Below are 25,354 nucleotides of genomic sequence, written 5' to 3' on the forward strand. Positions count from 1 at the left end.
ATGGGCGCATGCACAAACGATCCTTTCCGATCCTGCTGATTCTCGCCCTGCTCGCCGCGCCGGCGCTGGCGGCCGCCGAGACCGTGGTGGCCCGCGTGGGCGACCACGTCATCACCCAGGCCGACTTGGACCTGCAGTTCGACCTCTTCCTGCGCCAGAGCACCGGCGGCGCGGCGCTCAGCGACGAGGCCCGGGCCCAGCTGGCGCCGCTCAAGAAGCAGTACCTCCAGCGCATGGTGCAGGACGCCGTCGTCGTCCAGGCGGCCGAACGGCTGGGTCTCGCACCCGACGAGGCCACGATCGACCGCCGCGTCGAGCAGGCCAAGCAGCGCCTTTCCGGCGAGGCCGCCTTCCTCGCCGCGCTCAAGCAGTACGGCATCCCCGACGTGGCCACCTACCGGCGCATGACCTACGACGCCATGGCCTACAAGGCCATGATCGGCTGGATCCGCCAGCGCCTGCGGATCTCGGAGGCCGCCACCCGCATGCTCTACCTGCTCGACCGGGAGGCCTACGCCGAGCCCGAGCAGATCTGCACCGCGCACATCCTGGTGCCCAGCCGTGAGGAGGCCGAGGACGTGATCGCCCGGCTCAAGGGCGGCGCCGACTTCGCCGAGTTGGCTCGGGAAGTGTCCCAGGACCCGGGCTCCGCCCCGCGCGGAGGCGACCTGGGCTGCGTCGCCCTGGGCCGCTTCGTGCCCGAGTTTGAGCGGGCCGCCCTCGCGCTGCAGCCCGGTCAGGTCTCCGAACCGGTCCAGACCCAGTTCGGCTGGCACGTGATTCGCATGAACGACCGCCGGCCTGCGCGGGTGCTCCCCTACGAGGAGGTGCGGGGGCAGATCCGCGCCAAGATCGAAGGCCTGGCCATCGAGCGCTTCGTCAAGAACCTGGTGGCGCACGCCGACGCGGAGGTCTACCCCGACCGCGTGCAGTGACCCCATGAACCCGCTCGAGGAACTCGCCCACGCCGCCCGTCGGCGTGGGTTCGACGTGCACCCCGCTCCGGCGCGCCTGCCCGAGGCCTGGGGCCGCGCCTACCTGGACTGGCTCGAGGCGGGAAGGCACGCCGGCATGGACTACCTGGCGCGCGACCCCCACGCGCGCATCGATCCCGCGCGCCGCTTCCCCTGGTTCCGCGGCGCGCTGGTGCTCGGCCTTTCCTACGCCTACCCCGAGCCGCCCCGGCCGGCGGGCGGACTGCGGCTGGGGCGGGTGGCGCGTTACGCCTGGGTGCGCGACTACCACCTGCGGATCGAGCCCCACCTGTGCGCGCTCGAGGACCTTTGCGCCCGCCTGGGAGGGCAGTGCCGCGGCTACGTGGATTACGGGCCGGTGCTCGAGCGCGCCTACGCCGCGGCCTCGGGCGGCGGCTGGATCGGGCGCAACGGCCTGTGGCTCACCCAGAGCGGCGGCAGCTACCAGCATCTGGCGGTGCTCCTCACCTCCTGGCCGGTGGAGCCCGCACAGCCGCACCCGAACCGCTGCGGCCGCTGCGCCGCCTGCGTGGCGGGCTGCCCCACCGGGGCGATCGTCGCCGACGGGGTCGTGGACGCCCGCCGCTGCGTCAGCTACTGGACGATCGAGCACCGCGGCCTCGTTCCCCTGGAACGCTGGGCCGGCATCGGCGACTGGCTCTTCGGCTGCGACGACTGCCAGACGGTCTGCCCCTGGAACCGCAGGCCGCGCGCCGCGGATCCCCTTCCCGATCCGGAGCTGGCCTGGCCCGACCTGAACGCCTTCTTTTCGCTTTCCAGCCGGGCGTTCGCGCGGCGCTACGCCGGCAGCGCCTTCGTTCGCAGCGGCCGGGCGTCGCTGGCGCGCAACGCCCTGATCGTCCTCGCCAACCGCGACCCGGAGGCGCTCGCGGGCCTCCTGCCCGCGGCGCTGGATGACCCCAGCGAGCGGGTCCGGGCCACTGCGGCCGCCGCCGCCGCGCGCACCGGCAGGGCCGACCAAGCCGCCCGCGCGCTCGGCTCGTTGGGCGAGGCCGCGCGCAGCTACGTGGCCCGCGCGCTAGAGCTCTTCGGCTAGGCCGCCGTTGCGGATCGCCTGGGCCACCACGTCCGGAAGCCCCCAGGCCTGCACGTCGAAGACGGTCTGGCCGATGTCGTAGTCGATCTTGAGCGTTTCCACCTCGACGGCGTCCTCCGCGATCGTGAGGATCATGGCGTCGGCCCCCGGCTCGCCGCCCAGCGTCATGCCCACCGAGCCGGGATCGATCAGCCAGTAGTCGCCCACCTGCCGGTGGAAGGGCACGTGGCTGCCGCCGGTGACGACGATGCGGCTCGCCAGCCGTTCGAAGACGGGGAGCAGCTCGGCCGTGGGCTTGGAGAGCGGAAAGCGCTTTTCCGGCTGGTAGGGAAGGCCGTGAAAACCGCGCAGCCGGCCGAAAGGGGTGTGGAGGCGGTAGGTGACGGGCAGGTAGCGCAGCCAGTGCAGCTCCTCGTCGGTTAGTTGTTCGCGGGTCCAGTTGAGGATCTCGTCGGCCACCCCCTCGCGCTCGGTCTTGGCGAAGGGGAAGGCCAGGTTGGCGTCGGAGGAGCCGAGCGTGCAGACGATGTTGCGCCGGCGCAGGAGCTGGACCACCTCGCGCGGGTGCGGCCCGTAGCCCACCACGTCGCCGAGGCAGAGGAGGAAGTCCACGCCTTCGTCGTCCAGCGCCCCCAACGTGGCCTCCAGGGCCGGGAAGTTGGCGTGGACGTCCGAAAACAGGCCGAGGCGCATGGCTCTAGTTTACGGGATGCGGACCCCGGCGTCGGGCAATTCTCACCCAGGGGCGGTAGCTTGGGTCCATGGCGGCCTTTCTCCTGGGCGCGGCGCTGGCGCTCTCGCTGCCCCCGTTCACCTGGGGCTGGCTCGCGCCGCTGCCGCTCGCCCTGCTGCTGCGGATCTGGACCGGGCCGCGCCGGACGCGCGCGGCCTTTCTGGCGGGCCTTGGGTTCTGGGGGGTGCACCTGATCTGGCTGCCCCAGAGCTTCACCGCGATGTTCGGCGGGCTCGGGGCCCTGCCCTTCGTACCCATGATCGCGGCCGAGGCGGGTTTCTGGGCCCTGCTCGTCTACCTCCTGGGCGGGCGCGGCCTCGCGCTGGTGGGGGGCTGGCTGCTCCTCGACTACCTGCGCGCCAACCTGGGGGTGCTGGCCTTCCCCTGGGGCGACCTCGGCTACGCCCTCACCGAGGCCCCCGGGCGCATGCTGGCGGCGCTGGGGGGCGTGCATCTGCTGACCCTGGTCGTCTTGCTTACGGCCTACGCGTTGGCGCGGGGGCGTTACCTGGTGCTTCTGCCCTGGGCGCTGTTGTGGTTGTGGCCGCTGCCGCAGGCGGCGGGCGGGGAACGGGCCCTGCTCGTGCAGGGTGCGATCGACCCGCTGGCCAAGGTGCAGGGGCTGGACGCCGGACGGCGCTACCTGGAGCTGACCCGAGCGGGCCTGGCGGCGAACCCGGAGGCGAGGGTGGTGGTCTGGCCCGAGACCGCGGTGCCGCAGCTGCCGGACGGGCTCGAGGCCGGGCTGGGTCCGCGCGCGCTCGTCGCGGGCGTCGCCGCCTACGAGGGGGGCTACCGCAACCGGGTCGTCTGGTGGCAGGACGGTGGGGTGCGCGCGGTCTACGACAAGCACCGCCTGGTGCCCTTCGGCGAGTTCTTTCCCTGGCGGCCGGTTCTGGGCTGGGTCTACGGCTACTTCTTCGACGCCTTCGGCCTGGGGCCGCTCGCGGACACCGTCGCGGGCACCCGCATCGAGCCCCTGGGGCCCTACGGCGCCTACGTCTGCTACGAGTCGGTCTTTCCCGGAATCGCCCGCAGGCTGGTGCGCGAGGGGGCGCGGGTTTTGGTGAACGTCAGCAACGACGCCTGGTTCGGCCCCAGCTTCGGCGCGGCGCAGCACTTCGCCATGGGCCGTTTGCGGGCGGTGGAGACGGGCCGCTGGCTCCTGCGCGCGGGCAACGACGGCATCACCGCGGTGGTGGACCCCTACGGCCGCGTGACCGCCAGGCTCGAGCGCGGCCGGCCGGGCGTGCTCGCGGGCGCCTACGCCCTGCTGGACGGGCGCACCCCTTACGTGCGCCTGGGCGAGGCCCCGGTCTTCCTGCTCGCCCTGGGGCTGCTCCTCCTCGGGCGAGCGCCGCGCCGCGGTCCTTTCTGAATAGGTATGCAAAGCGCCGGCCGGCGGTAGAATGCCCCCATGCGCGCCTTGCTTTCGGTATCGGACAAGACGGGTTTGCTGGAGTTCGCGCGGGGGCTCGCGGAGCTGGGCTTCGAGCTGGTCTCCACCGGAGGGACGGCCCGCGCGCTCATGGACGCCGGGCTCACGGTCACGCCGGTCGAGCGGGTCACCGGTTTCCCCGAGGTGCTGGCCGGGCGGGTGAAGACCTTGCACCCCCACGTGCACGCCGGGGTGCTGGCGCGCGCCGACCAGCTCGACGAGCTCCGGGAGCTCGGCGTCGCGCCCTTCGACCTGGTCGCCGTCAACCTCTACCCCTTCGAGCGCACCGTGGCCGCGGGGGCGGGGGCGGCGGAGGCGCTCGAGCAGATCGACATCGGCGGCCCCACGCTGCTGCGCGCCGCGGCCAAGAACCACCCCCGGGTCTGGGTCGTGGCGCGGCCCGAGGACTACCCCGCGGTGCTCGCGGCGCTTGCCGCAGACGACGCCGAGGCCGCCGCGCGACTGCGCGAGCGCCTGGCCGCGCGCGCCTTCGCCCACACCGCCGCCTACGACGCCGCGATCGCCGCCTGGTTCTCGGATCGGCTGGAAGGACCCTTCCCCGAACGCAGGCTGCTCGTCCTCGACAAGGCCGGGGACCTGCGATACGGCGAGAACCCCCACCAGGCCGCGGCGCTCTACCGGGTGCGGGGCGAGACCGGGCCGCTGCTGGAAGCCGAGCAGCTTTCGGGCAAGGCGATGAGCTTCAACAACTACGGCGACGCCGAGGCCGCCTGGAACCTGGTGAGCGCCTTCGAGGAGCCGGCGGCGGTGGCCGTGAAGCACCAGAACCCCTGCGGCGCGGCCGTGGCGCCCACGCTCGCCGAGGCCTTCCAGAAGGCCCACGACGCCGATCCGGTGAGCATCTTCGGGGGCATCGTCGCCCTCAACCGCCCCGTGGACGCGGCCACCGCCGAGAAGCTGGCGCCGATCTTCCTCGAGGTGGTGCTGGCGCCGGAGTTTGCCCCCGAGGCCCTGGAGCGGCTCGCACGCAAGAAGAACCTGCGGCTCCTGCGGGTGCCCGAGCCGGCGCGGGGCGGCTACCTGGACCTAAGGCGGTTGCGCGGCGGCCTGCTGGTCCAGGACGCCGACGTGGCGCCGCTGGAGGAGGCGGAGCTGCGCGTGGTCACCCGGAGCGCCCCCAGCGAGGCCGAATGGGCCGACCTGCGCTTCGCCTGGAAGGTGGTGCGGGCGCTGCGCTCCAACGCCATCGCGCTGGCGCGGGACGGAGCGACGGTGGGACTGGGCATGGGGCAGACCAGCCGCATCGACGCTGCGCGGCACGCGCTCGAGCAGGCTGGCGAGGCCGCCCGCGGCGCGGTGATGGCCTCCGACGCCTTCTTCCCCTTTGACGACGTGGTCCGCCTCGCCGCCGACTACGGCGTGCGCGCGGTCATCCAGCCGGGGGGCTCGAAGCGCGACGCCGACTCGATCGCCGCGGCGGACGCGGCCGGCATGGCCATGGTCTTCACCGGGCTGCGGGTCTTCCGCCACTAACGGCGGCGGCCCCAATAGACGACGGCCACCGCGGCCACGGCCAGGGCCGCGAGGGTGTTGGGCAGCCAGTGGTAGGCGCGGCTGATCCAGTTGTCGTAGAGGGCCCAGGCCACCAGCGCGTTGGCGACCACGAGCAGGCCCAGACGTGCCGGCGCGCTCATCTCAGAAGAGGGGGTCCTGGGCGGAGGCCTTGATCTCGCGTTCGGGTTTGGGGCCGAGCCGGTCGAGCGTCTGCTTGACCGTCTGGATGTCCTTCCAGGTCAGCGCCTTGGGGCTGCCCGGGGCGCGCGAGGGGTTGCGCAGCAGGTAGGCGGGGTGGAACATCGGGAAGACCTGGATGCCGTTCCACTCGAACCACTGCCCGCGCACCTTGGTGATGGGAAGCTTCTCGCCCAGGAAGAACTGGGTGGCCACCGATCCGAGCGGCACGATGATCTGCGGCCGGATCAGCTCGATCTGCTTGAGCAGCCACAGCGAGCTGCAGATCTTGGCCTCGTCGGGCAGGGGGTTGCGGTTGCCCGGAGGGCGGCACTTGACGATGTTGGTGATGTAGACGCTCGAGCGGGGGATGCCCGCGGCCTCGAGGATGCGGTCGAGCAGCTGGCCGGCGCGGCCCACGAAGGGGCGGCCCTGGGCGTCCTCGTCGGCCCCCGGCCCCTCGCCCACGATCATCAGCTTGGCGTCGGGGTCGCCCTCGCCGAAGACCACGTGGGTGCGCCCTTCGTGCAGCCGGCAGGCGGTGCAGTGGGCGGCCTGAGCGGCAAGCTCTTCCAGGCTCATCGCGGGCGCTACTCCATCGGCCGGCGCTGCTTGCGGGCCTCGCGGCGAACCTTGGGGTCGAGGCCGATCATCAGGAAGAAGTTCTCGAGGGCGTTTTCCTTGCCCTTGATCTCGGGGTAGGCGTCCTCGGCGGTGCCGGTGACGAAGGGCAAGGACTGGTAGAGCTCGAGCGCGTACTCGACCACCGCGTCCGGGCCCTTGCTCTCGGCCAGTTCGGCCAGCTGGGTGTACACCTCGCGGCGGGCTTCGGCATGCGTGCGGAAGACTTCGGGGTTCGGGGTCTCGGGGGCGCGCAGTACGTCCTGCTTGGCGATGCGGCGGTAGTGCTTCAATCCACGGACGATTTCCTCGGTGGATAGCGTGACCTTATACTGCATCCCGGCTCCTTTCGCATACCAAAAATCCGCCCATCGGGATCGGGCGGAGGAGGTCTTGGGGCGAAGCCTGTTTCATCTACTCGATTATAGGCTGTGGAAAAATGCAGTGTCAACGAAATGTAATAAACCTTTACAGGTTCCTAACCGCCCCCTCCGTATAATCGAAACGTGAACCACATTGGTCCGTATTTGCTGAACCGCATCCGCGCCCGCGAAGGCGCGATTGAAATTTGGGAGGGGCAGGACACCGTGACGGGCACCCCGGTGCTCGTCTACCGGCCGCTCGAAGGGGCGGCCCCGAGCTTTCGCATCCAGGGCACCCTCAACTGGCAGGGGCGCGAGGACGACGCCTGGATCGCCGAGCTGCCGTTCGGCGCGGTGCCGCTGACGCAGCTGCGCGGCGAGGTCAGCCCCCACGAACTCACCGCCTGGACCCGGCGCCTCCTCGGGGCGCTGCTGGAGATGAAGGCCCTGGGGCTCGAGCACGGCCGCCTCGACACCGAACGGCTCTGGGTCAAGGGCGACGAGGTCTGGATCGAGGGCGTGGGCCTGCCGGTGCCGGTGCGCGCCGCCGACGAGACGGCCCTGGTCGAGGCGCTGCGCGAGGCGGCGGGCGACACCTGGCCGGGCTGGCCCTTCCACCGCGTCATGGAGCAGCTGGCCGAGGGGGCCGTGGACCTGCGCGAGGCCGCCGAGTACCTGGCCGACCCGCGCTCGCTGTCCGAGCTCGAGGCCCTTGCCGAAGACGCCGACGAGGAGCCCGAGGCCCCGCTCGAACCTCCGGAGACGGGCACCGTGCGCGTCCTCGGCCGTCCCGAGGCGCCGCCCGCGCCCGCGGAGGAGGCCGAACCGCCCGAACCCCCGGCGCCGACCCCGCCGCCCGAGCCCCCCGCGCCGGAGCCCGCCCCTCAGGAGGCGCCGCTCTTCCCGCCCGAGCCCGACCGCGCCCCGCCGTCAACCGCAGCCGGCGCCGCGGACGAGGAGCGGGAAGCGGCGGGCCACGTGGAGCCCCGGCCCACGGACCCCAGCCGGGTCGTGCGCATCGACGAGGTCAGCGAGCCCGCGTTCGAGGTCATCGAGCCGCGGGGCGCGCCGACCGCGGGCGACCGGCGCTGGCTCTTGCGTGCCGGCGTGCTCGTTCTCGTCGTGCTGCTGGCGGTGGCGGTCGTCCGGTGGAAGGGCCGCGCACCGGCCACGGGCGCGGCCGAAGGCTACGCGGTCGAGTTTCGCGTCGAGCCGCCCGACGGCCGGGCCGAACTGGTGCTGCTCGACGCGCCCGAGGCCTCGCAGCTGGTCCGCGGCCGGGTGCTGGCGATCATCCCGGGCAAGGTCTACTTCGACGCGCCCGGGGTCTACCGCATCCAGATCCGCGCCGAAGGCTACCTGCCGCAGGAAAAGTTGCTGAACGTCCCGCCCAGCGCCCGCACCGTGACGGTCCGCCTGGGTCCCTGAGCTGGGTAGACTGGGGCCATGAGCGTCGTCATCCTCGACTTCGGTTCCCAGTACACCCACCTGATCGCGCGCCGCATCCGCGAGCTGCACGCCTATTCGGTGGTGCTGCCCGGCCCCGCGCCGCTCGAGCGGGTGCGGGCGCACGCGCCCGAGGCGGTCGTCCTCTCGGGCGGGCCCAGCTCGGTCTTCGACCCCGCGGCGATGCGGCCCGACGAGGGCGTCTTCGGGCTGGGCGTGCCGGTGCTGGGCATCTGCTATGGCATGCAGTACCTGGCGCAGCGCTTCGGCGGCCGGGTCGAGCGCGGCGGCCGCGCCGAGTACGGCAAGGCCTGGCTGACCCGCTTCGAGGGCCCGCTCTTCGAGGGGCTCTCGGGCGAGGTGCAGGTCTGGATGAGCCACGCCGACGCCGTTACCGAGCTGCCTCCGGGCTGGCGCGCGGTCGCCGCCACCGAGGAGAACCCGGTCGCGGCGATCCAGGACGACGCGGGCCGCTTCTTCGGCGTGCAGTTCCACCCGGAGGTGGCCCACACCCCCAAGGGGATGACGATCCTCGAGAACTTCCTGCGCGTCGCCGGGGTGCGGCGGGACTGGACGCCCGACCACGCCCTCGACGCCGCGCTGGAAGAGGTGCGCGGCCGGGCCGGCGGCGAGCGGGTGCTGCTCGCGGTCAGCGGCGGGGTGGACTCGAGCACCCTGGCCCTGCTGCTGGCCCGCGCCGGGGTGGACCACACCGCCGTCTTCGTGGACCACGGCCTGTTGCGCCTGGGCGAGCGCGAAGAGGTGGAGCGGGCGCTGGCGTCCGCCGGCGTGAACCTGGTCACGGTGGACGCGCGCGAACGCTTCCTCGCGGCCCTCGAAGGGGTCGGCGACCCCGAGGCCAAGCGCAAGATCATCGGCCGCGAGTTCGTCGAGGTCTTCAAGGAACAGGCGGCGCGGCTCGGGCCCTTCCGCTTCCTGGCCCAGGGCACCCTCTACCCCGACGTCATCGAGAGCGCCGGGGGCACCGGGGCGGCCAACATCAAGAGCCACCACAACGTCGGCGGCCTGCCCGCCGAGCTGGGTTTCGAGCTGCTCGAGCCCTTCCGCTACCTCTTCAAGGACGAGGTGCGCGAGCTGGGACTCTTGCTGGGCCTGCCCGACACCGTCCGCCTGCGCCACCCCTTCCCGGGGCCGGGCCTGGCCATCCGCATCCTGGGGCCGGTCGACGAAGAAAAGCTCGACATCCTGCGCCGCGCCGACGACCTCTTCATCAGCGCCCTCAAGGACCACGGCCTCTACGACGAGGTGTGGCAGGCGCTCGCGGTGCTCACCCCCGTGCGCAGCGTCGGCGTGACCGGGGACGAGCGCCGCTACGGCTACGTCCTGGCGCTGCGGGCGGTGACCAGCGTCGACGGCATGACCGCCGACTGGGCGCGGCTGCCCCACGACTTCCTCGACGAGGTGGCGCGCAAGATTCCGCAGCGGATCCCCGAGATCGGCCGCGTCGTCTACGACCTCACCAGCAAGCCCCCGGGGACGATCGAGTGGGAGTGATGGCCTGCACCGTCGAAGTCTTCACCGACGGCTCCGCCGACGACAAGCGGCGCGGCGGTTGGGCGGCGCTGCTCAGGTACAACAAGCACGAAAAACTCATCAGCGGCGCGGAGCCGAACACCACCAACAACCGCATGGAGCTGACCGCCGCGGTGATGGCGCTCAGGGCGCTCAAGAAGCCCTGCGAGGTGCACCTCTACACCGACTCGCAGTACCTCAAGAAGGCCTTCACCGACGGCTGGCTCGAGAAGTGGCAGAAGAACGGCTGGAAGACGGCGAGCAGGCAGCCGGTGAAGAACAAGGACCTCTGGCTGGCGCTGCTCGAGGAGACGGCGCGCCACGAGGTCCACTGGCACTGGACCCGCGGCCACGCCGGTCACCGCGAGAACGAACTCGTGGACAGGGAAGCCCAGCGGCAGCGGCGCACGCTGCCGCTGGGCTGATGGGGGCGCCTAGCCGAAGTAGTCGGGTTCGTTTCCCGGCTTCCACTTGATGTTGCAGCCCATGCTGGGGTGCTGGGGCTCGGGCGGGTCCTGACCGGCCAGCAGCGCGTCGAGGGCCCGGATCAGGTCCTCGCCGCTGGGCGTGCCCTTGTCGGGTCGGGTGGCGTCGAACCGGCCGCGGTAGAAGAGCTTGTGTTCGGCGTCGTAGAGGAACAGGTCGGGGGTGCACACGGCCTTGTAGGCCTTCGCCACCTCCTGGCTGGCGTCGTAGAGGTAGGGGAAGCGCGCGCCCACGCGCCGCGCCTGCTCGGCCAGCTTCTCGGGGGCGTCGGCGGGGTAGTTCTCCACGTCGTTGCTCGAGATCCAGACCGTGGCCACCCCGCGCCCGGCGTAGGCGTTCGCCACCTCGGCCAGCTTGGCCTCGATATGGCGGGCGTAGGGGCAGTGGTTGCTCATGAAGGCGACCAGGAGCGGCCGGCCCGTGAAGTCGTGCAGGCTTACGTTCCGCCCGCTCACCACGTCGGGCAGGTCGAACCCGGGCGCCGGGCTTCCCAGCGGGACCATCTGCGATTCCATTACCGCCATCTTCTCCCTCCTGGCTGCATTGTAAACAAAGGCCCCCCGCGGACGCGGGGGGCCCGGACCTGCGGCGGTTACTTCTTCTGCTCGGCGCGCATGCGCTCGGCTTCGGCCAGGATGCGGTTGACGTGCTCCTTGAGCGGCGCCCAGCCGTACCAGTGCATGTAGTCGTTGCTGATGTGGAAGGCCCCCTGGAAGGTGCGCTGGCGGTACTCCATGTAGATCAGGTAGAGGTCCAGCTCGATGGGCGTCAGGTTCTCGTAGTACTGCGCCACCGAGGGGGCCCACTTCCAGCCTTCCGGCTTCTTGAGGATGCCGTCGCGGTAGAGCCCCTGCACGGCCTGGATGGCCTTGGCGAACTCATGGTCGGCGAGTTTGACGATCTTGTCGGCGTTGAGGAAGAAGTCGTCCACGTACTCCTTGCTGTGGCACTGCTGGCAGGTGGCCTTCATCTGCAGGCGCAGGCGGTTGAACTCCTCGGGACCGCGGGCGGCGCGCGCCTGGGCCACGATCTCGAAGAAGCGTTCGGTGGGCTGGAAGTTCTGGTCCAGGATCTCGTTGACCTGGAGGATCAGCGCCCGGTCGAGCGTCCACTGCACGTCGTCGTCGAGGTCGATGTAGTGGCCGCTGGGCAGCAGCTTGGCGAGCTTCTGCAGGTTGGCCTTTAGGCCGGCGTCGTCCACGCTCGCGGCCAGCTTTTCCACGTTCTCCTTGGTGGGGAGCCGCAGCGCCAGGAACCCCCAGGCCGTTTCCACGTTGTGGTTGCCGCCCGGCATGTGGCAGGTCTGGCAGGTGGGCGCCCGACCGCCCTGGTCCCAGCCGCGGTTGCCGTCGATGTCCCAGGTGATGCCGTGCTTCGACGACATGTACATCTCCCACTGGGGATGGTCGAAGCCCATGTGGCAGTTCGAGCACGCCCGCGGGTCCTGGGCCTCGGTCTTCTTGAAGCTGTGGCGGGTGTGGCAGGCGTCGCACTGGGCGTTGCCGTAGCGGTATTGCGAGGCCTCCTCACCGCCGTCCCACTTCAGCGGCCCGGTGTTGCCGGCCTCGGCCCCGATGTAGCCCTTGCGCCCGATCTTGTGGCAGCCGGAACACCCGCGGTACCCCTCGCCCACGATGGCGCTGGGCTGTGCGTGCAGGGCGCTCTGGGTCTTCATGGCGTACCACGCCAGCTCGTGCTTGCCGGCCCTGAACTGCTCCACCTTGTCGGCGTGGCAGCCCATGCAGGTGTCGGGCGTGGGGAAGGTGGCCTTGGCGAAGTCCTCGGCGGTGGTGTGGGCGCTGCCGTGGCAGGTGCTGCAGTCCAGCGGCAGGTAGGCGTTCGTGCCCATGCGGCCCTCGTGGAACTGGTGCACCACCCCCGGCGTCACGTCCGTATGGCACTGCACGCAGGCCGAGTCCGACTGTTTGGCCATGGCCAGGCCGCCAAGGCCCAGCAACAGCCCCATCCATACCCCTAGCATCCTCCAGCGTGGCATACTTCCTCCTTTCACAACTCGTAGCCGTGGACGACGTCATCGCGCGGAGCCTGCACCAAGTTGGTTCCAGCAACGGATCGCTTACCACATTTTCTCAAGGAATCACTAGGAAGAATGTCCTGTCGGGGTTACAATGGGTGCAAGGTGTTCAAACGACGCGTCTTTGGGTTCGCGTTGCTCCTTGGCGCCGTCTTGGTTGCGGCTGCGGTATCCCTTTGGTTCGGGAAGGAGGCCACCATGAAACTGGTCAGCCCTGCGTTCGGATACGGCGAACCCCTGCCGGCCCGCTTCGCCTACTGCGGCGAAGGGGCGCAGAACCTCAGCCCGCCCCTGTCCTGGTCCGGCGCTCCGGCGGGCACCGCGAGCTTCGCGTTGGTGATGTCGGACCCCGACGCCCCTTCGGGCACCTTCGTCCACTGGCTGGTCTACGACCTGCCGGCCGCGCTCGACGCCCTTCCCGAAGGGGCGAGCGGCAGTCCCGAGCTGACCGAGGGGACCAACGACTACGGCGCCCTTGGGTACGGAGGGCCGTGCCCGCCGCCGGGTCCGGCGCACCGGTACTTCTTCCGGCTCTACGCGCTGGACCGCCCGTCGCTCGATCTGCCGCCGGGCGCCACGGCCGCGGAGGTGGCCCGCGCGATGGAGGGCGCCGTGCTGGCGGAGGCGGAATGGATGGGCACCTACCGTCGCTGAGCGCGGGCGTGCGATGCTGCAAGGGGAGGTAGGGTACGTGAGGCTCGGTTCCACGAAGCAGCGCATCCTCGAACATCTACGACTACGCAAGGCCTCCGCCGCCGAGCTGGCCGGCGAACTGGGCTTGTCCAAGGTGGCGATCTACCGCCACCTTGAAGACCTCAAGCGCGACGGATTGGTGCGGGTGAGCACCCGGCCCGTACAGGGGCGGGGCCGGCCGCTGCGGTTGTTCGAGGCGATCGACGAACCCACCGCCTACGCCCGGATGTGCCGCGAGATGCTCGAGCAGATCGAGGAGCTCTACGGTCCGGGGGCGGGCGTTCGGGTGCTGCGCGCCCGCTACAAGAAGGAGCTGGAAACCTGGCGCCAGGGCTTCCAGGGCCTGTCGCTCGAGGAGCGCGCCCGACGCCTGGCGGAGTGGTTGACCGAGCGCGGCTATCAGGCCGAGAGCCGCAGGGAGGCGTCGGGCCTGGTGCTCGAGCAGCGCCGCTGCCCCAAGCTGGCGCTGGCCAAGGACTACCAGGCGCTCTGCCAGGTGGAGATGGACTTCTTCAGCGAACTGCTCGGGGTTTCGCTGGTGCGTGAGTGCTCCATGACCGCGGGCGACACCTGCTGCCGTTACCGCATCGAGCCGGACGGCGACGCGGAAGGCTGACGTTCAGGGCGCGGGGATCCAGATCCGGTCCCCGGGGCGGATCCGCCCCTCGTCCGCGATGGGGGTGAAGGCGTCGTCCACCGCCGCCTTGGCGTTGGTGGCGGCGCGGATCTCCGGGTAGCGCCCCGGGTCGCCCAAAAAGGTCTCGGCCAGTTTGCTGAGCCAGTCGCCCTCCTGCACCACGTAGGCGCGCCCTCGGGGCGCCGCGGGCCGGAAGGGCGTGGCGGTCGCGGCCCCACGGACCTCCAGCAGCAACGGGTCGCTGATCCGCTGGGGCGCATCCGCGTAGGCCACCTGGACCGTGTGCCCGCCCGCGCCGACTTCGAGCCGCAGGCTCCAGCGTCCGTCGTCCCCGCTGACCAAGGGCGGCCGCAGGTCGAGGGGCCGTCCGTCGAGGAAGACCCGCAGCCCGCGGCCCGGTTCGGCGCGGCCGCTGAGGGTAAGGGAACCCGCGGCGGGCGAAGGCGGGGAGTCGATTACCAGCGGCGCAAGCCGCGCCGGTTCGGGCACGACGAAATGCAGCGGCACGGACGCCTTCGGGCCGATGGCCGCGCGCACTGCGTAGGGGCCGGGGGCGAGCGGGAGCGCGGCCAGCCAGCGCCCCGCGTCGTCGGCGCGGGCCTCGCGCTCCAGGACCGCACCCCCGGCGGCCGTGACCGTAACGAGGACCGGCCGCCCCGGCGGGGCCGTGCCGCTTAGGGTGACGATTCCGCTCGGGTCCACCGCGGCGTCCACGGTGGGCCCCGGCGGCTGGGGGCGGCTCCCGATCAACAGGGCGATCCACGCCAGCACCACCAGGGCCTTGAAGGCGTCGAGGCCGGCGGGACGACCTTTCGGGCCCGGCACGGCGTCAGCGCCCCCGCCCGCCTTTGAGCATCTTCTGGTAGGCCGCGAGTTCGTCCCAGCGCCCCTCGGCAGCCAGCCGCGCCTGCTGCGGCCAGGTCCCGGGGTCCGCCAGGCGGAAACGGCGTCCTCCCGCCGCGAGCAGCTCCTTCAGGCGTGCGACCGGCGTCGCCGCCAGCTCCTCGAAGGTGCGCACCCCGGCGCGCTGGAGCAGGCGCTCGATCTTGGGGCCGATGCCCTCGATCCGCTTCAGGTCGTCGCCGGGCGAGACGGCCTCCCCGGGCCGGTCGGCCTCGGTGGCGAACGAACGCAGCTCCGCCAACGCGGCGTCGCGCTCGTTACGGTAGCGGTCGCGTTCGCCCTCGAGCCGTTGCAGCCGCGCGCGCAGCCCCTTGGCCTCCTCCTCCAGGGCTTCGATCTTGGCCTGGAGCAGTTTGGCGCGCTCCCGTTCGTCATCCAGCTGCTGCCGGCAGGTTTCCAGCTCGGCCCGCGCCGACCGCAGGCGCGGCCGCCAGTAGGCCACGTCGATCAGCCACTCGACCACCCATCCGATGAGAAATCCAATAAGGGCGTACCAAACGACCATGCCGCGCTCCCGTCCCCAGGTGCGTACCGGTTTTCAAACCTACACCTGGAGACATCTTACCCTAAGCGGTTCCAGCGAGTGCGAAGCGGCTCAGGGGAGCACGGCGGCGTGCTTGGGGGTGCGGCCTTCGAGCACGGCCCGGAGGTCGTGGGCCACCATCTCGGCCATGCGCCTCCGCGTGCGCAGCCCGGCCGAGCCGATGTGGGGGGTGACCACCACCCGGGGGTGGCCGAGGAGCGGGTGGTCCGCCGGCAGCGGCTCGGGGTCGGTCACGTCGAGCCCGGCGGCGAAGAGGGGCCCGCGCTCGAGCGCGTCCAGGAGCGCCTCGGTGTCCACCACCTTGCCGCGGGCGGTGTTGACGAGCACCGCGCCCTCCTTCATCCGCGCCAGCCGCTCGGCGTTCATCAACCGGTGCGTCTCGGGGGTGAGCGGGGTGTGCAGGCTGACGAAGTCGGCGCGTGCCAGCAGCTCGTCCAGCTCCACGCGCTCGGCGGCCAGCGCGGCCTCGGCCTCGGGCTTGGGGCGGCGGCTGGTGTAGAGCACCTTCATCTCGAAGCCGCGGGCGCGGCGGGCGAAGGCCTGGCCGATGCGGCCGAAGCCGACCACGCCCACGGTCGCGCCGTGCAGCTCGGGGCCCAGCAGCAGCTCGGGGTGCCAGGTCTTCCACTCGCCCCGGCGGACGTAGTCGTGCCCCTCGACGACCCGGCGGGCGGCGGCCGCGAGCAGCGCGAAGGCCAGGTCGGCGGTGGCGTCGGTGAGTACGCCGGGGGTGTGGGTGACCACGATGCCGCGCTCTCTGGCGGCTTCCAGGTCGACGTTGTCGAGGCCCACGGCGTACTGGGCGATCACCTTCAGGCCCGGGCCGGCGGCGTCCATCAGCTCGGCGTCCACGCGGTCCTCGAGCATCGTGATCAGTCCGGCGGCGCCGCGCACGCGCTCGAGCAGGACCGCGCGCGGCGGAGCCAGGAACTCGGGCCAGACGTCCACCTGGTAGCCGGCCTGGCGCAGTTCGTCGAGTGCGGTTCCGGGAAGGCTGCGGGTGACGAAGACGCGCTCCATGCCCTCAGGTTACCTTCTCGCCGAAGGTGCGGAAGAAGGCCCGCAGGCCGGGTTCGGCCGCGAGCAGCTTGCGGTGCAGGTCGCGGCGGGCGAGGGGGGCGGCCTCGAGCAGGCGCCGCACGAAGCGGTCCCCGCTCTCCTCGATCATGCGCGCGGCCTCGAGCGTGAAGACGCCCTGGAACCAAAGCTGCTCGCCCAGGGGGCGGCGCGGGTAGCGCTCGAAGCCCCCGAGGCTGCGGCGCTGGGGCTCGAGCCGGCGCGCCAGCTCGGCCCAGGCGCGCGCCTGGGCGTAGAGGTCGCGGTCGCTGCGGTAGAGGGCGAGCATGTAGAGGTAGTTGGCCAAGAACTCGTCCACCCAGCGCACCCGCGCCCTCAGCCCCCAGGCCACCGCCACCGCGTGGGCGTACTCGTGGGCGATCATCAGGTCCAGAAAGACCGCCAGCGGCCCGGGCAGCCGTCCGCCACGGCGGGCGGCCTCGGCGAAGACGTGGGTCAGGCGCTCGAGCAGCCGGTCGGGGTAGCGCAGCGGTGCGAAGACGCCGCTGTTCTCGCCCGGCTTGCTGCGCTGGAAGGGGTAACCGTAGGGGAGGCGGGTGAAACGCCGCCAGTCGTGTTCGTCGAGCACGTAGAGGGTGACCGGCGGCACCGGGCGTATCGGCTCGAGCGCGTCGTGGAGCCGCGCCAGGAAACGCTGCAGCTCCGCCGCACGCCGGCGGCTGCCGGGCGAGTACTCGGCGGGCACGTGGGGGTGGGGCAGGCGCTTCAGCACGGTCAGGGTTTGAACTCCAGGTAGCGGCCGTGGGGGCGAAAGCCCAACCGCTCGTACATCCAGCGGGCGTCGTCGGAGGTGAAGAGCCGCACCCTCCGGATGCCCTCGGCCTTCGCGTAGTCCAGGGCCGTGCGGGTCAGGCGGCCCGCCAGCCCGCGCATGCGGCGGTCGGGCAGGACGTAGACGTTGTGCATGAAGGCCTCGACGAGCCGGGGGCGGCCGGGTTTGGGCGGCATGGGCTCGAGGGTCATCGCCAGCACCGCCACCGCCTCGCCCATGTCCTCGGCGATCCAGGCGACCTCACGCTCGGTGGAGAGCGCCCAGGCGAAGTAGTTTTCCGAGGCGTGGGCGAACTCGGCCTCGTCCCCCTCGAGCCGTCCCATCTCGCGGAAGAGTTGCACCCGGAACCGCGCCAGGACCGCGGCGTCGTCGGGGGTGGCGGGGCGGATCCGGAGCACGGTTCCATTGTAGGGGTACGTAGTTCGTTGTGCGTGGTTTGTGGTGGCCGATGCCCCTAGCTAGTGGCTCGTAGCATGTAGTGTTTTATCGGGACCCTTCGCGGCAGTTAAAACCCTCAGTTGGGTTGCGACGAAATAAGACACCCTCCCCCTCGGGGAGGGTCGGGGTGGGGGTTGTTGGCGTTGTAGAAGCCCAAAAGTTGGTCGCCGATGCATGACCAACCCACATCCCAGGCCCTACACCCCGCATCCGATATCCCAGCAAACAACCCCCCTCTGGCTGCTTCGCAGCCATCTCCCCCAAGGGGGAGGCTTGCGCCGACTCTCGGCGTCTCGCCGCTGGCTTTGCTTTTCAATCCGAAACCAATAAAGGTTCCTTCATCTGTTTTCGGTGGCCGGTGGAAGGCTTTCCCTCCCTCTCGGGAGGATGGGGGGTTGTTGGCGCTGATGAAGCCTAGAGTTCACTTTTCCACTCGCAAGGGCCCCACTCCCCGCTTCCTACACCCCACTCCCTACGCGAGCACTAGATAATCTCCCTTAGCCCCACCGCCTCGCCGCGGAGCTGGAGCTCGCGTTTGAGGGCCTGGTGTTCGGGCTCGGTCAGGTAGGGGTCGGCCTCGAGGATGCGCTTGGCCGTGCTGCGGGCGCTTTCGATGATCTCCACGTCGCTGGTCAGGTCGCCCAGCTGCAGGTCGGGCAGGCCCGACTGGCGAGTGCCGCGGAGCTCTCCGGGCCCGCGCAGCTTCAGGTCCTGCTCGGCGACGTAGAAGCCGTCGGTCGATTTTTCGATCACCCGCAGGCGCTGCATCGTCTTGCGGCTGGTGTCGCCGGCGATCAGGATGCAGTAGGCCTGCTCGCCGCCGCGGCCCACGCGGCCGCGCAGCTGGTGCAGCTGGGCCAGGCCGAAGCGCTCGGCGTTTTCGATGATCATCAGGTTGGCCCCGGGGATGTCCACCCCCACCTCGATGACGGTGGTGCTCACCAGCACGTCGAAGTCGCGGTTTCGGAAGCGCTCCATCAGCGCGTCCTTCTCCTCGGCCTTCATGCGGCCGTGCAGCACCTCCACCCGTGCCTCGGGCAGCATCGCCGCCACCTCGCCGGCCAGCTCGGTGGCCGCGCGCACCTCGGCCATCACCTCGGCGTCGGACTCTTCGATCAGCGGGGCGACGACGAAGACCTGGTGCCCCTCGCCAATCAGTTTGCGGGCGAAGGCGTAGGCGTCCTTGCGGCTCCTCTGGGTGAGGAGCCGCGTCTTCACCGGCTTGCGGCCGGGCGGCATCTCGTCGATTACGCTTACCTCCAGGTCGCCGTAGAGGGTGAGCGCCAGCGAGCGGGGGATGGGGGTGGCCGTCATCACCAGCACGTCGGGCCGGCCCTGCAGCAGGGCGCGGCGCTGCATGACGCCGAAGCGGTGCTCCTCGTCGATCACCGCCAGGCCCAGCTCGCGGAACCGGACCTCTTTCTGGATCAGGGCGTGGGTGCCCACCACCACGTCCACCTCGCCGGATTCGATGCGCGCGTAGACCCGCTTCTTCTCGCCGGCCTTCATGCTGCCGGTCAGCAGCTCCACCCGCACCCCCAGCGGCCAGAGGTAGCGGGTCAGGTTGGCGAAGTGCTGCTTGGCCAGGATCTCGGTGGGGGCCATGAGCGCCCCCTGCTTTTGGTTCCTGGCGGCGACGTAGAGGGCGGCGGCGGCCACCGCGGTCTTGCCCGATCCCACGTCGCCCTGCAAGAGCCGCGCCATCTGGCGCTCGCTTCGCATGTCCGCCAGGATCTCGTCCAGCACCCGCCGCTGGGCGGCGGTGGGTTCGAAGGGGAGGGCATCGAGGAAGGTGCACAGGTCCTCCTCGCGCACCTCGAAGATCTGGCCCACCAGCGCCGAGGCGCCCGAGGTGAGCAGGACCCGAAGCTCGAGGAAGAGGAACTCGTCGAACTTCAGCCGCTCGAGCGCCCGGGCCAGGTGCTGCTCGCTTTCGGGAAAGTGAATCTGGCGCAGGGCGAAGTCGAGGTCGGCCAGGCCCAGCTCTTGTCGCAGTTCTTCCGGCAGGGGATCGGGGACCTCTTTGATGGCCTCCAGCGCCCGCCAAACGCTACGGCGCAGCCAGGCCTGGCTCATCCGCTCGCCCAGGCTGTAGACGGGCACGATGCGGCCGGTGGAGAGCTGCTCGCCGCCCTCGGCCTCGAAGTACTCCACCGCCAGGTTGCGCACCCGGCCGCGGACGGTGTAGCGGCCGGTGACCACGATCTTCTCGCCTTCGCGCAGCTGCCCCATTACCCAGGGCTGGTTGAACCAGACGGCGGTGAGCTTGTGGCCGCGGTCGTCGGCGAGGCGCGCCTGGGTGATGAGCATCTTCTTGCGCGGCGTCTTGACCTGGCTCTTGGAGAGCACGGTGGCCACCACCGTGGCCTTGGCGCCCGGGGCCAGGGCGGCGAAGCCGGGGAGGGTGCGGCGGTCCTCGTGGCGGCGGGGATAGTAGAAGAGCAGGTCGCGCAGGGTGCGCACGCCCAGCGAGCGCATCTTCTGCGGGCCGCCGGGGCCTAGGGGGATTGCGTCGACCGGGGCGTCCAGCTCCGTCGCCGGCGGCTCCTCCACGGGGGCTTGGGTTTTCGCAGGGGCCCGGGCGGGGGCGGCCGCGACGCCCAGCCGGGCGAGCGCTTCGCGCAGGCGGGCACAGCGCGCGTCAGGCTCGAGCGCGGCGTAACCCTCGAGCAACTCGATCACCTCGGGAAAGGGCCGCGCCAGGTTGTGGACGAGCTTTTCCAGTCCCCCGGCCACGACCCGGTCCCGGCAGCCGGTGGCCAGCTCGCGCTCGAGCGGCCGCGCCAGCCGCTGGATGAGTTCCCGCCGCGTCACGCGGCCATTCTACCCGCCGCACGGAAACGTCGGTTCCTGAACCCGATCAGGCAAAACCGGAAAGTATAATCTTCGGGTGGCGGCCCCTGTTGTGCATACCCTGGACAACGGGCTCCGGGTGGCGGTGGAACCGCAGCCCTGGAACCCGGGACTCAGTTTTACGATCTTGGTGCCCGTAGGGGCGACGAGCGACCCCGAGGAGCGGCTGGGCGCGGCCAGCATGCTGGAGACCTGGCTCTGGAAGGGGGCCGGGCCCCGAGGGGCCCGCGCCTTCGCCGACGCGCTCGACGCGCTGGGCGTGCGGCGGCAGTCGGGGGCGGGGGTGGAGTACACCACCTTCTCCGCCTCGTTGCTGCCCGAGGGCTTTTCGGCTGCCCTCGAGCTCTACGCCGACCTGTTGATGCGCCCGCACCTGCCGGACGACGCCTTCGAGTCGGTGCGCGCCCTGGCGTTGCAGGAGCTGGCCGCCCTGGAGGACCAGCCCCCGCGCAAGTTGCTGGGCCGGCTCAGGCGCGAAGCCTTCGCCAGCCCCCACGGGCAGCCCGTCGAGGGCGAGCGGGAGACGCTCGAGCGGATGACCCCGGACGCGCTGCGCGAGGAGTACCGCCGCCGTTACGGTGCCGGAGGCTCCGTCCTCGCGGTCTCGGGCGGGGTCGACCCCGACGAGGTCCTGCGGATCGCCGAGAAGCACCTCGGTGCCTGGAGCGGCGACGCCCCGGCCCCTCCGGCCGTCCGCCTAACCGTGCCGCACCGTTTCCACATCGACCAGGAGACCGAGCAGGTGCAGATCGGCCTCTTCTACAAGGACGTGCCCCCGGGGCACTACGACTTCTACGCCTCGCGCCTTGCCGTCGCCGTGCTCTCGGGCGGCATGAGCAGCCGCCTCTTCACCGAGGTGCGCGAAAAGCGCGGCCTCGTCTACGCGGTGAGCGCCAGCCCCGGTTCGGTCAAGGGCTTCGGCTACCTGACCGCCTACGCCGGAACCATGCCGGAGCGGGCGCAGGCCACGCTGGAGGTCATGGAGGAGGAGATCGAGCGGCTGGCCGAGGGGGTGACCCGGGAGGAGCTGGACCGCGCCAAGGTGGGCGTGCGCGCCGACCTGGTGCTCTCGGGCGAGTCGAGCCGGGCCCGCGCCGGCGCGCTGGCGCGCGACCTCTTCATCCTCGACCGGGCGCGCAGCCTGGAAGAGGTGGAGGCCGAGGTGATGGACGTCACCCTCGAGCGCCTCAACGCCTTCCTCGCAGGGCGGCCCTACCGCGACCCCTGGATCGGCAGCCTGGGCACCGTGGAGGTGGGGGCATGAGCCTGTTGACGTTCCGGGAAGCCACGCTGCCCAACGGCCTGCGCGTGATCGCCGAGATCAACCCCGAGGCCAAGAGCACGGCCCTCGGCTACTTCGTGCGCACCGGGAGCCGCGACGAGCTGGCGGGCGAAGAGGGCGTGAGCCACTTTCTCGAGCACATGGTCTTCAAGGGCACCGAGCGCCGCAGCGCTTGGGACGTCAACCGCGAGTTCGACGAGATGGGCGCCAAGTACAACGCCTTCACCAACGAAGAGCTCACCGTCTTCTACGGAGCGGTGCTGCCCGAGTTCGCGCCCCGGTTGCTCGACCTTCTCAGCGACCTGATGCGCCCGGCGCTGCGCGAGGAAGAGTTCGAGACCGAGCGTAAGGTGATCCTCGAGGAGATCGCCCTCTACCGCGACCGCCCGCACTTCGTGCTCTACGAACGCGCCCAGGAGGCCTACTTCGGGCGCCACCCGCTGGCCAAGCCGGTGCTGGGTACGACCGAGAGCATCGAGGCGATGACCCGGGCGCAGATGGCGGCCTACCACGCGCGCCGCTACGTGCCGAACAACATGACGCTCGCCTTCGCGGGCAACCTGGACTGGGACGAGATGCTGGCGCTCGCCGAGCGGATGACCCGCGGCTGGACCCAGGGGCCCGCACCGCGCAACCACCCGGGCTTCGCCCCCGAGCCGCGCCGCCTGCGCACGCCTTACGACAAGGCCAGCCAGGCCTACGCCGCCTTTATGGCGCCGGGGCACGCGGCCGCCGCCGAAGAGCGCTATGCGGCGCGGGTGCTGGCCGACGTCCTGGGCGATCCCGACAACGGCCGGCTCTTCTGGCGCCTCGTCGACCCGGGGCTGGCCGAGACGGCGATGGCCTACCACCACGAGTTCGAGGAGCTCGGGGTCTACCTCGTCTACGCGCAGGGGGACCCCGCCCACGAGGAGGAGGTCTCGGAGCGGATCCGCGAGGAGCTCGTGCGCCTCGAGAAGGGCGGGGTCGACGGCGAGGAGCTGGAGCGCGCCAAGCTCAAGACGGCCACCTCGCTCGTCTTCGCCGGCGAGACCTCGCTCAGCCGGCTCTTCTACCTCGGGCTCGGGTACAGCTACACCGGGCGGTACGAGGCGCTGGACACGGTACGGCGCTGGGTGATGCACCTGGAGCCCTACCACCTTAACGAGCTCCTGGAGGCCCGCCCCTTCAGCCGCGCCCTCGAGTACTGGCTGGTGCCCGCAGACCATGGCTAGGTGGCTGGCGCTGCTGGTGCTGTTGGGAGCGGCGCTGGCGCAGACACCGCTCGAGCTCGAAGCCTTCCGGCTCACCAACGAGGCCCGCAAGGCGCACGGCCTCGGCGCGCTCGCCTGGGACGACGCCGCCTACCGCGCGGCCCGCGCGCACGCGCTCGACATGCTCGAGCGCGGCTTCTTCGACCACGTCAACCCCGACGGCCTGGGCCCCGCCGAGCGCATGTGGGCCGCGGGGGTGCTCGAGGTCACCGTCGGGGAGAACCTGGCCTACTACGAGGGCTACACCCCGGAGTACGCCGCAGGCGTGGTCGTGGACGACTGGCTCCGCAGCCCGCCGCACCGCAAGAACCTGCTCAAACCCGAGTTCACCCACCTGGGGCTGGCCCTGGTTCAGAAGGGCGACCGCATCGCCGTGGTGCAGAACTTCGTCGCCCGCCCTTTCCGCGTCTGGGTCTGGCAGACCCCCTCGCAAAAACGCGAGGGGCGGCTCAGCTACCGCGGAAGCGCCCGGGCGACCGTGGGGGTGTTCGTGGACGGCGCGTTCGTGACGGCGTTGCAACCGCCCCGCTGGAGCGGGGAGCTGGACGTGGATCCGCAGAGCGAGGTCAGCCTCGGCCTCTGGAACGGCGGACGCTACCTGCTGGCCTGCGCGTTCACCCTTCCCGCGACCGGGTGCCGCCACCCCCGCATCGAGTGGAGCGCCCGCTACACGGAGCGGACCGTCGCGAGCGTCAAGCTGCAGCTGGGGCTGCCGCCGGGCGAGCACTGGCTGGCCTACGGTCCTGAGCCACGGCTCTTCCGCCGCGTGCAGGGCGACGCGGTGGTCGAGGTGCCCTTGAGCTGGCGGGTCGTATGGGTGGGAACGCCCCAAAAAGATAAGATAGAATATACCCATAGGATTCCGCTTCTGGGAAGCACCGCGGAACCGCTGCAGAAAGGAGCTCGACCGTGAAGCTACACCGTTGGTTTCCCGCCCTGGGGTTTTCGCTGGTCTTCCTGTTCTTCGGCTGCGCCCCCGGAGCCATTACCCCTGCGCCGATCTACGACAGCGGCGGCATGGCCACGGGGCCCTACCCGCCCTCCACGCGCGCCGGCCACTTCGACGAGGACGGTTTCTACATCAGCGCCGGGCCCGTAGGGCTGGGGCTCGAGGTGGCGCAGGGCCCCTGGCGCGGCGTTCTCTACGGCGGCTACACCGGCGCCGCGGGCCGGCTCTCCTGGTCGCAGGGTTCGTTCGGGGCCTCGCTGGACATGGCCTACAACAGCTACACCACCTGGGACTACGTGGACACGAACAACGACGGCATCCCCGACACCGACGTGGAGGTGACCACGAGCACGATGGGCGCGGCCTTTGACGGCGCCTACTACTTCGCCGTTCCCACCGAGTTCGGTTCGGCCTACATGGGACCGCGCGGGCGGCTCTACTACGCTTGCACCAAGAGGAACGGCAACCCCTTCGTCTGCAACCGCTACGGAGTCCTTCCCGGGGGCACCCTGGGCATTAACGTACCGCTTACGGTGTTCAGCGACCGCCTGACCCTGGGGTTCGAGGGCAGCGTCTTCCTGGTGGCGCCGGTCGTGACCGACCGCAGCGACTTCTCGGTCTTCAGCCCCTTCTCGGTCAGCCTCTCCTACCGCTTCTAGCGCGTCCCGTCGCGGAGGCCTAAACTGGGCGGAGATGGACCTCACCACCCTCTCCGCCCTTGCGTTCACCCTGGTGCTGTGGGCCTCGGCCTTCGCGGGCATCCGCGCGGGGCTGGAAGGGTACGGTCCCGCGCACCTGGCGCTGCTCCGTTTCCTGGTCGCCTCGTCCACCCTGGTCGTCTACGCGGCGCTGGCGCGCGTCCGGCCGCCCCGGCGCGCTGACCTGGGCCGCATTGCCCTGCTGGGCTTCCTGGGGATCACCGTCTACCACGTCGCCCTCAACTACGGCGAGCTCACCGTCAGCGCAGGCGCGGCGAGCCTGCTCATCGCCTCGGGCCCGATCTTCACCGCCCTGCTCGCCGTCTTCTTCCTCGGCGAGCGGCTCACGCCCCTGGGATGGGCGGGCATCGGGCTGGGCTTCGCCGGCGTGGCCCTGATCGCCTTGGGGGAGGGGGGCGGACTGCGCTTCAGTCCGGGCGCGTTCTGGATCGTCCTCGCCGCTTTCTCCACGAGCCTCTACTTCGTCTTCCAGAAGCCCCTGCACGGGCGCTACACGCCGCTCGAGGTGACCGCCTACACCCTCTGGGCGGGTACGCTCTGGATGCTGCCGCTGCTGCCCGGCCTGCCCGCCGAGCTGGCCGCGGCGCCCCCTGCGGCGACCTGGAGCGTCGTCTACCTGGGGGTGGGCCCCGGGGCGCTGGCCTACGTCGCCTGGACCTTCGCCCTCAGCCGCGCGCCGGCTTCGCGGGTGACCAGCTTCCTCTACCTCTCGCCTGCGCTGGCCATCGTCATCGCCTGGGTCTGGCTGGGCGAATGGCCCAGCCTGCTGGCCGTGGTCGGCGGTGCGGTGGCCATCGTGGGGGTGCTGGTGACGCAGTACGCAGGACGTGCGCCCGCTTCGCGCGGTATAAGCTGAG

26 protein-coding genes are annotated in these 25,354 nt (G+C 71.1%); 14 read left to right on the forward strand and 12 right to left on the reverse strand.

Annotation, left to right across the window (positions count from 1 at the left end):
* Nucleotides 1-8 precede the first annotated feature (8 nt).
* The gene (locus OCEPR_RS04230) at nucleotides 9-935 is read left to right on the forward strand and encodes a peptidylprolyl isomerase (RefSeq protein ID WP_013457468.1); all 927 of its coding nucleotides are present in this window, start codon (nucleotides 9-11) and stop codon (nucleotides 933-935) included.
* 4 nt (nucleotides 936-939) lie between these two features.
* Nucleotides 940-2,031, forward strand: a complete 1,092-nt coding sequence (gene queG, locus OCEPR_RS04235) for a tRNA epoxyqueuosine(34) reductase QueG (RefSeq protein WP_013457469.1) — start codon at nucleotides 940-942, stop codon at nucleotides 2,029-2,031.
* Here queG and OCEPR_RS04240 read toward each other — a convergent pair.
* Nucleotides 2,014-2,724, reverse strand: a complete 711-nt coding sequence (locus tag OCEPR_RS04240; protein ID WP_013457470.1) for a metallophosphoesterase family protein — start codon at nucleotides 2,722-2,724, stop codon at nucleotides 2,014-2,016. The genes queG and OCEPR_RS04240 overlap by 18 nt on opposite strands.
* A gap of 68 nt (nucleotides 2,725-2,792) precedes the next feature.
* On the opposite strand from OCEPR_RS04240, the gene lnt reads away from it, so the two are divergent.
* Both lnt and purH read left to right on the forward strand, forming a co-directional pair.
* Complete coding sequence (gene lnt / locus OCEPR_RS04245; RefSeq protein ID WP_013457471.1) at nucleotides 2,793-4,142, forward strand: apolipoprotein N-acyltransferase; 1,350 nt, start codon at nucleotides 2,793-2,795, stop codon at nucleotides 4,140-4,142.
* 39 nt (nucleotides 4,143-4,181) lie between these two features.
* Complete coding sequence (purH, locus tag OCEPR_RS04250) at nucleotides 4,182-5,696, forward strand: bifunctional phosphoribosylaminoimidazolecarboxamide formyltransferase/IMP cyclohydrolase (protein WP_013457472.1); 1,515 nt, start codon at nucleotides 4,182-4,184, stop codon at nucleotides 5,694-5,696.
* Here the strand turns inward: purH and OCEPR_RS12985 are convergent.
* The 3 genes from OCEPR_RS12985 to OCEPR_RS04260 are packed head-to-tail and all read right to left on the reverse strand — an operon-like array spanning nucleotide 5,693 to nucleotide 6,853.
* Nucleotides 5,693-5,857 carry a hypothetical protein gene (locus OCEPR_RS12985; RefSeq protein ID WP_013457473.1) on the reverse strand — a complete coding sequence of 55 codons (165 nt, stop codon included), beginning with the start codon at nucleotides 5,855-5,857 and terminating at the stop codon, nucleotides 5,693-5,695. The genes purH and OCEPR_RS12985 overlap by 4 nt on opposite strands.
* A 1-nt stretch (nucleotide 5,858) precedes the next feature.
* A complete protein-coding gene (locus OCEPR_RS04255) occupies nucleotides 5,859-6,476 on the reverse strand; it encodes a uracil-DNA glycosylase (protein WP_013457474.1) in 618 nt (205 codons plus the stop codon).
* 8 nt (nucleotides 6,477-6,484) lie between these two features.
* A complete protein-coding gene (locus OCEPR_RS04260; RefSeq protein WP_013457475.1) occupies nucleotides 6,485-6,853 on the reverse strand; it encodes a hypothetical protein in 369 nt (122 codons plus the stop codon).
* Nucleotides 6,854-7,021: 168 nt separating this feature from the next.
* Here OCEPR_RS04260 and OCEPR_RS04265 point away from each other — a divergent pair, with 168 nt between their 5' ends.
* The 3 genes from OCEPR_RS04265 to rnhA are packed head-to-tail and all read left to right on the forward strand — an operon-like array spanning nucleotide 7,022 to nucleotide 10,281.
* Nucleotides 7,022-8,305, forward strand: coding sequence for a peptidase associated/transthyretin-like domain-containing protein (locus OCEPR_RS04265; RefSeq protein ID WP_013457476.1), 1,284 nt, complete (start codon nucleotides 7,022-7,024; stop codon nucleotides 8,303-8,305).
* An 18-nt stretch (nucleotides 8,306-8,323) separates the two neighbouring features.
* Nucleotides 8,324-9,838, forward strand: a complete 1,515-nt coding sequence (guaA, locus tag OCEPR_RS04270) for a glutamine-hydrolyzing GMP synthase (protein ID WP_013457477.1) — start codon at nucleotides 8,324-8,326, stop codon at nucleotides 9,836-9,838.
* Complete coding sequence (gene rnhA, locus OCEPR_RS04275) at nucleotides 9,838-10,281, forward strand: ribonuclease HI (RefSeq protein ID WP_013457478.1); 444 nt, start codon at nucleotides 9,838-9,840, stop codon at nucleotides 10,279-10,281. The genes guaA and rnhA overlap by 1 nt, the downstream gene beginning before the upstream one ends.
* A gap of 9 nt (nucleotides 10,282-10,290) precedes the next feature.
* On the opposite strand, the gene OCEPR_RS04280 is transcribed toward rnhA, so the two are convergent.
* Nucleotides 10,291-10,866: a thioredoxin family protein gene (locus OCEPR_RS04280; RefSeq protein ID WP_013457479.1), complete on the reverse strand. Its 576-nt coding sequence runs from the start codon at nucleotides 10,864-10,866 to the stop codon at nucleotides 10,291-10,293.
* 68 nt (nucleotides 10,867-10,934) lie between these two features.
* Complete coding sequence (locus OCEPR_RS12250) at nucleotides 10,935-12,338, reverse strand: multiheme c-type cytochrome (protein ID WP_013457480.1); 1,404 nt, start codon at nucleotides 12,336-12,338, stop codon at nucleotides 10,935-10,937.
* 237 nt (nucleotides 12,339-12,575) lie between these two features.
* Between OCEPR_RS12250 and OCEPR_RS04290 the strand changes: the two genes are divergently transcribed.
* Both OCEPR_RS04290 and OCEPR_RS04295 read left to right on the forward strand, forming a co-directional pair.
* Nucleotides 12,576-13,031 (forward strand): YbhB/YbcL family Raf kinase inhibitor-like protein, encoded by a 456-nt coding sequence (locus OCEPR_RS04290; protein WP_013457481.1) that lies wholly within the window; start codon nucleotides 12,576-12,578, stop codon nucleotides 13,029-13,031.
* A 37-nt stretch (nucleotides 13,032-13,068) separates the two neighbouring features.
* Complete coding sequence (locus OCEPR_RS04295) at nucleotides 13,069-13,686, forward strand: helix-turn-helix transcriptional regulator (RefSeq protein ID WP_013457482.1); 618 nt, start codon at nucleotides 13,069-13,071, stop codon at nucleotides 13,684-13,686.
* 3 nt (nucleotides 13,687-13,689) lie between these two features.
* Here the strand turns inward: OCEPR_RS04295 and OCEPR_RS12990 are convergent, their stop codons facing one another.
* The 6 genes from OCEPR_RS12990 to recG form a co-directional block, all read right to left on the reverse strand.
* Entirely contained in the window at nucleotides 13,690-14,532 is an 843-nt protein-coding gene (locus OCEPR_RS12990; RefSeq protein ID WP_013457483.1) for a LysM peptidoglycan-binding domain-containing protein, read from the reverse strand.
* A 4-nt stretch (nucleotides 14,533-14,536) separates the two neighbouring features.
* On the reverse strand, nucleotides 14,537-15,115 hold the full coding sequence (locus OCEPR_RS12255; RefSeq protein WP_013457484.1) for a helix-hairpin-helix domain-containing protein: 579 nt from the start codon (nucleotides 15,113-15,115) through the stop codon (nucleotides 14,537-14,539).
* A 90-nt stretch (nucleotides 15,116-15,205) separates the two neighbouring features.
* Nucleotides 15,206-16,174, reverse strand: coding sequence for a 2-hydroxyacid dehydrogenase (locus tag OCEPR_RS04310; protein WP_013457485.1), 969 nt, complete (start codon nucleotides 16,172-16,174; stop codon nucleotides 15,206-15,208).
* 4 nt (nucleotides 16,175-16,178) lie between these two features.
* Nucleotides 16,179-16,943 carry a hypothetical protein gene (locus OCEPR_RS04315; protein WP_013457486.1) on the reverse strand — a complete coding sequence of 255 codons (765 nt, stop codon included), beginning with the start codon at nucleotides 16,941-16,943 and terminating at the stop codon, nucleotides 16,179-16,181.
* Nucleotides 16,944-16,945: 2 nt separating this feature from the next.
* Nucleotides 16,946-17,401, reverse strand: a complete 456-nt coding sequence (locus OCEPR_RS04320) for a GNAT family N-acetyltransferase (protein ID WP_013457487.1) — start codon at nucleotides 17,399-17,401, stop codon at nucleotides 16,946-16,948.
* A 523-nt stretch (nucleotides 17,402-17,924) separates the two neighbouring features.
* Nucleotides 17,925-20,255 carry an ATP-dependent DNA helicase RecG gene (recG, locus tag OCEPR_RS04325; RefSeq protein WP_013457488.1) on the reverse strand — a complete coding sequence of 777 codons (2,331 nt, stop codon included), beginning with the start codon at nucleotides 20,253-20,255 and terminating at the stop codon, nucleotides 17,925-17,927.
* A gap of 76 nt (nucleotides 20,256-20,331) precedes the next feature.
* Here recG and OCEPR_RS04330 point away from each other — a divergent pair, with 76 nt between their 5' ends.
* Genes OCEPR_RS04330 through OCEPR_RS04350 form a run of 5 tightly spaced genes read left to right on the forward strand, consistent with a single transcriptional unit; the run spans nucleotide 20,332 to nucleotide 25,353 of the window.
* Complete coding sequence (locus OCEPR_RS04330) at nucleotides 20,332-21,558, forward strand: M16 family metallopeptidase (protein ID WP_148229264.1); 1,227 nt, start codon at nucleotides 20,332-20,334, stop codon at nucleotides 21,556-21,558.
* Nucleotides 21,555-22,790: a M16 family metallopeptidase gene (locus OCEPR_RS04335; protein WP_013457490.1), complete on the forward strand. Its 1,236-nt coding sequence runs from the start codon at nucleotides 21,555-21,557 to the stop codon at nucleotides 22,788-22,790. The genes OCEPR_RS04330 and OCEPR_RS04335 overlap by 4 nt, the downstream gene beginning before the upstream one ends.
* Nucleotides 22,783-23,742: a CAP domain-containing protein gene (locus tag OCEPR_RS04340; RefSeq protein ID WP_013457491.1), complete on the forward strand. Its 960-nt coding sequence runs from the start codon at nucleotides 22,783-22,785 to the stop codon at nucleotides 23,740-23,742. The genes OCEPR_RS04335 and OCEPR_RS04340 overlap by 8 nt, the downstream gene beginning before the upstream one ends.
* Nucleotides 23,739-24,437, forward strand: coding sequence for a hypothetical protein (locus OCEPR_RS04345; RefSeq protein ID WP_013457492.1), 699 nt, complete (start codon nucleotides 23,739-23,741; stop codon nucleotides 24,435-24,437). Before OCEPR_RS04340 ends, OCEPR_RS04345 begins: the two co-directional genes overlap by 4 nt.
* A 34-nt stretch (nucleotides 24,438-24,471) precedes the next feature.
* On the forward strand, nucleotides 24,472-25,353 hold the full coding sequence (locus tag OCEPR_RS04350) for a DMT family transporter (RefSeq protein ID WP_013457493.1): 882 nt from the start codon (nucleotides 24,472-24,474) through the stop codon (nucleotides 25,351-25,353).
* Nucleotide 25,354: the final 1 nt, after the last annotated feature.

Source organism: Oceanithermus profundus DSM 14977, from assembly GCF_000183745.1.
Taxonomy (GTDB): Bacteria; Deinococcota; Deinococci; order Deinococcales; family Marinithermaceae; genus Oceanithermus; species Oceanithermus profundus.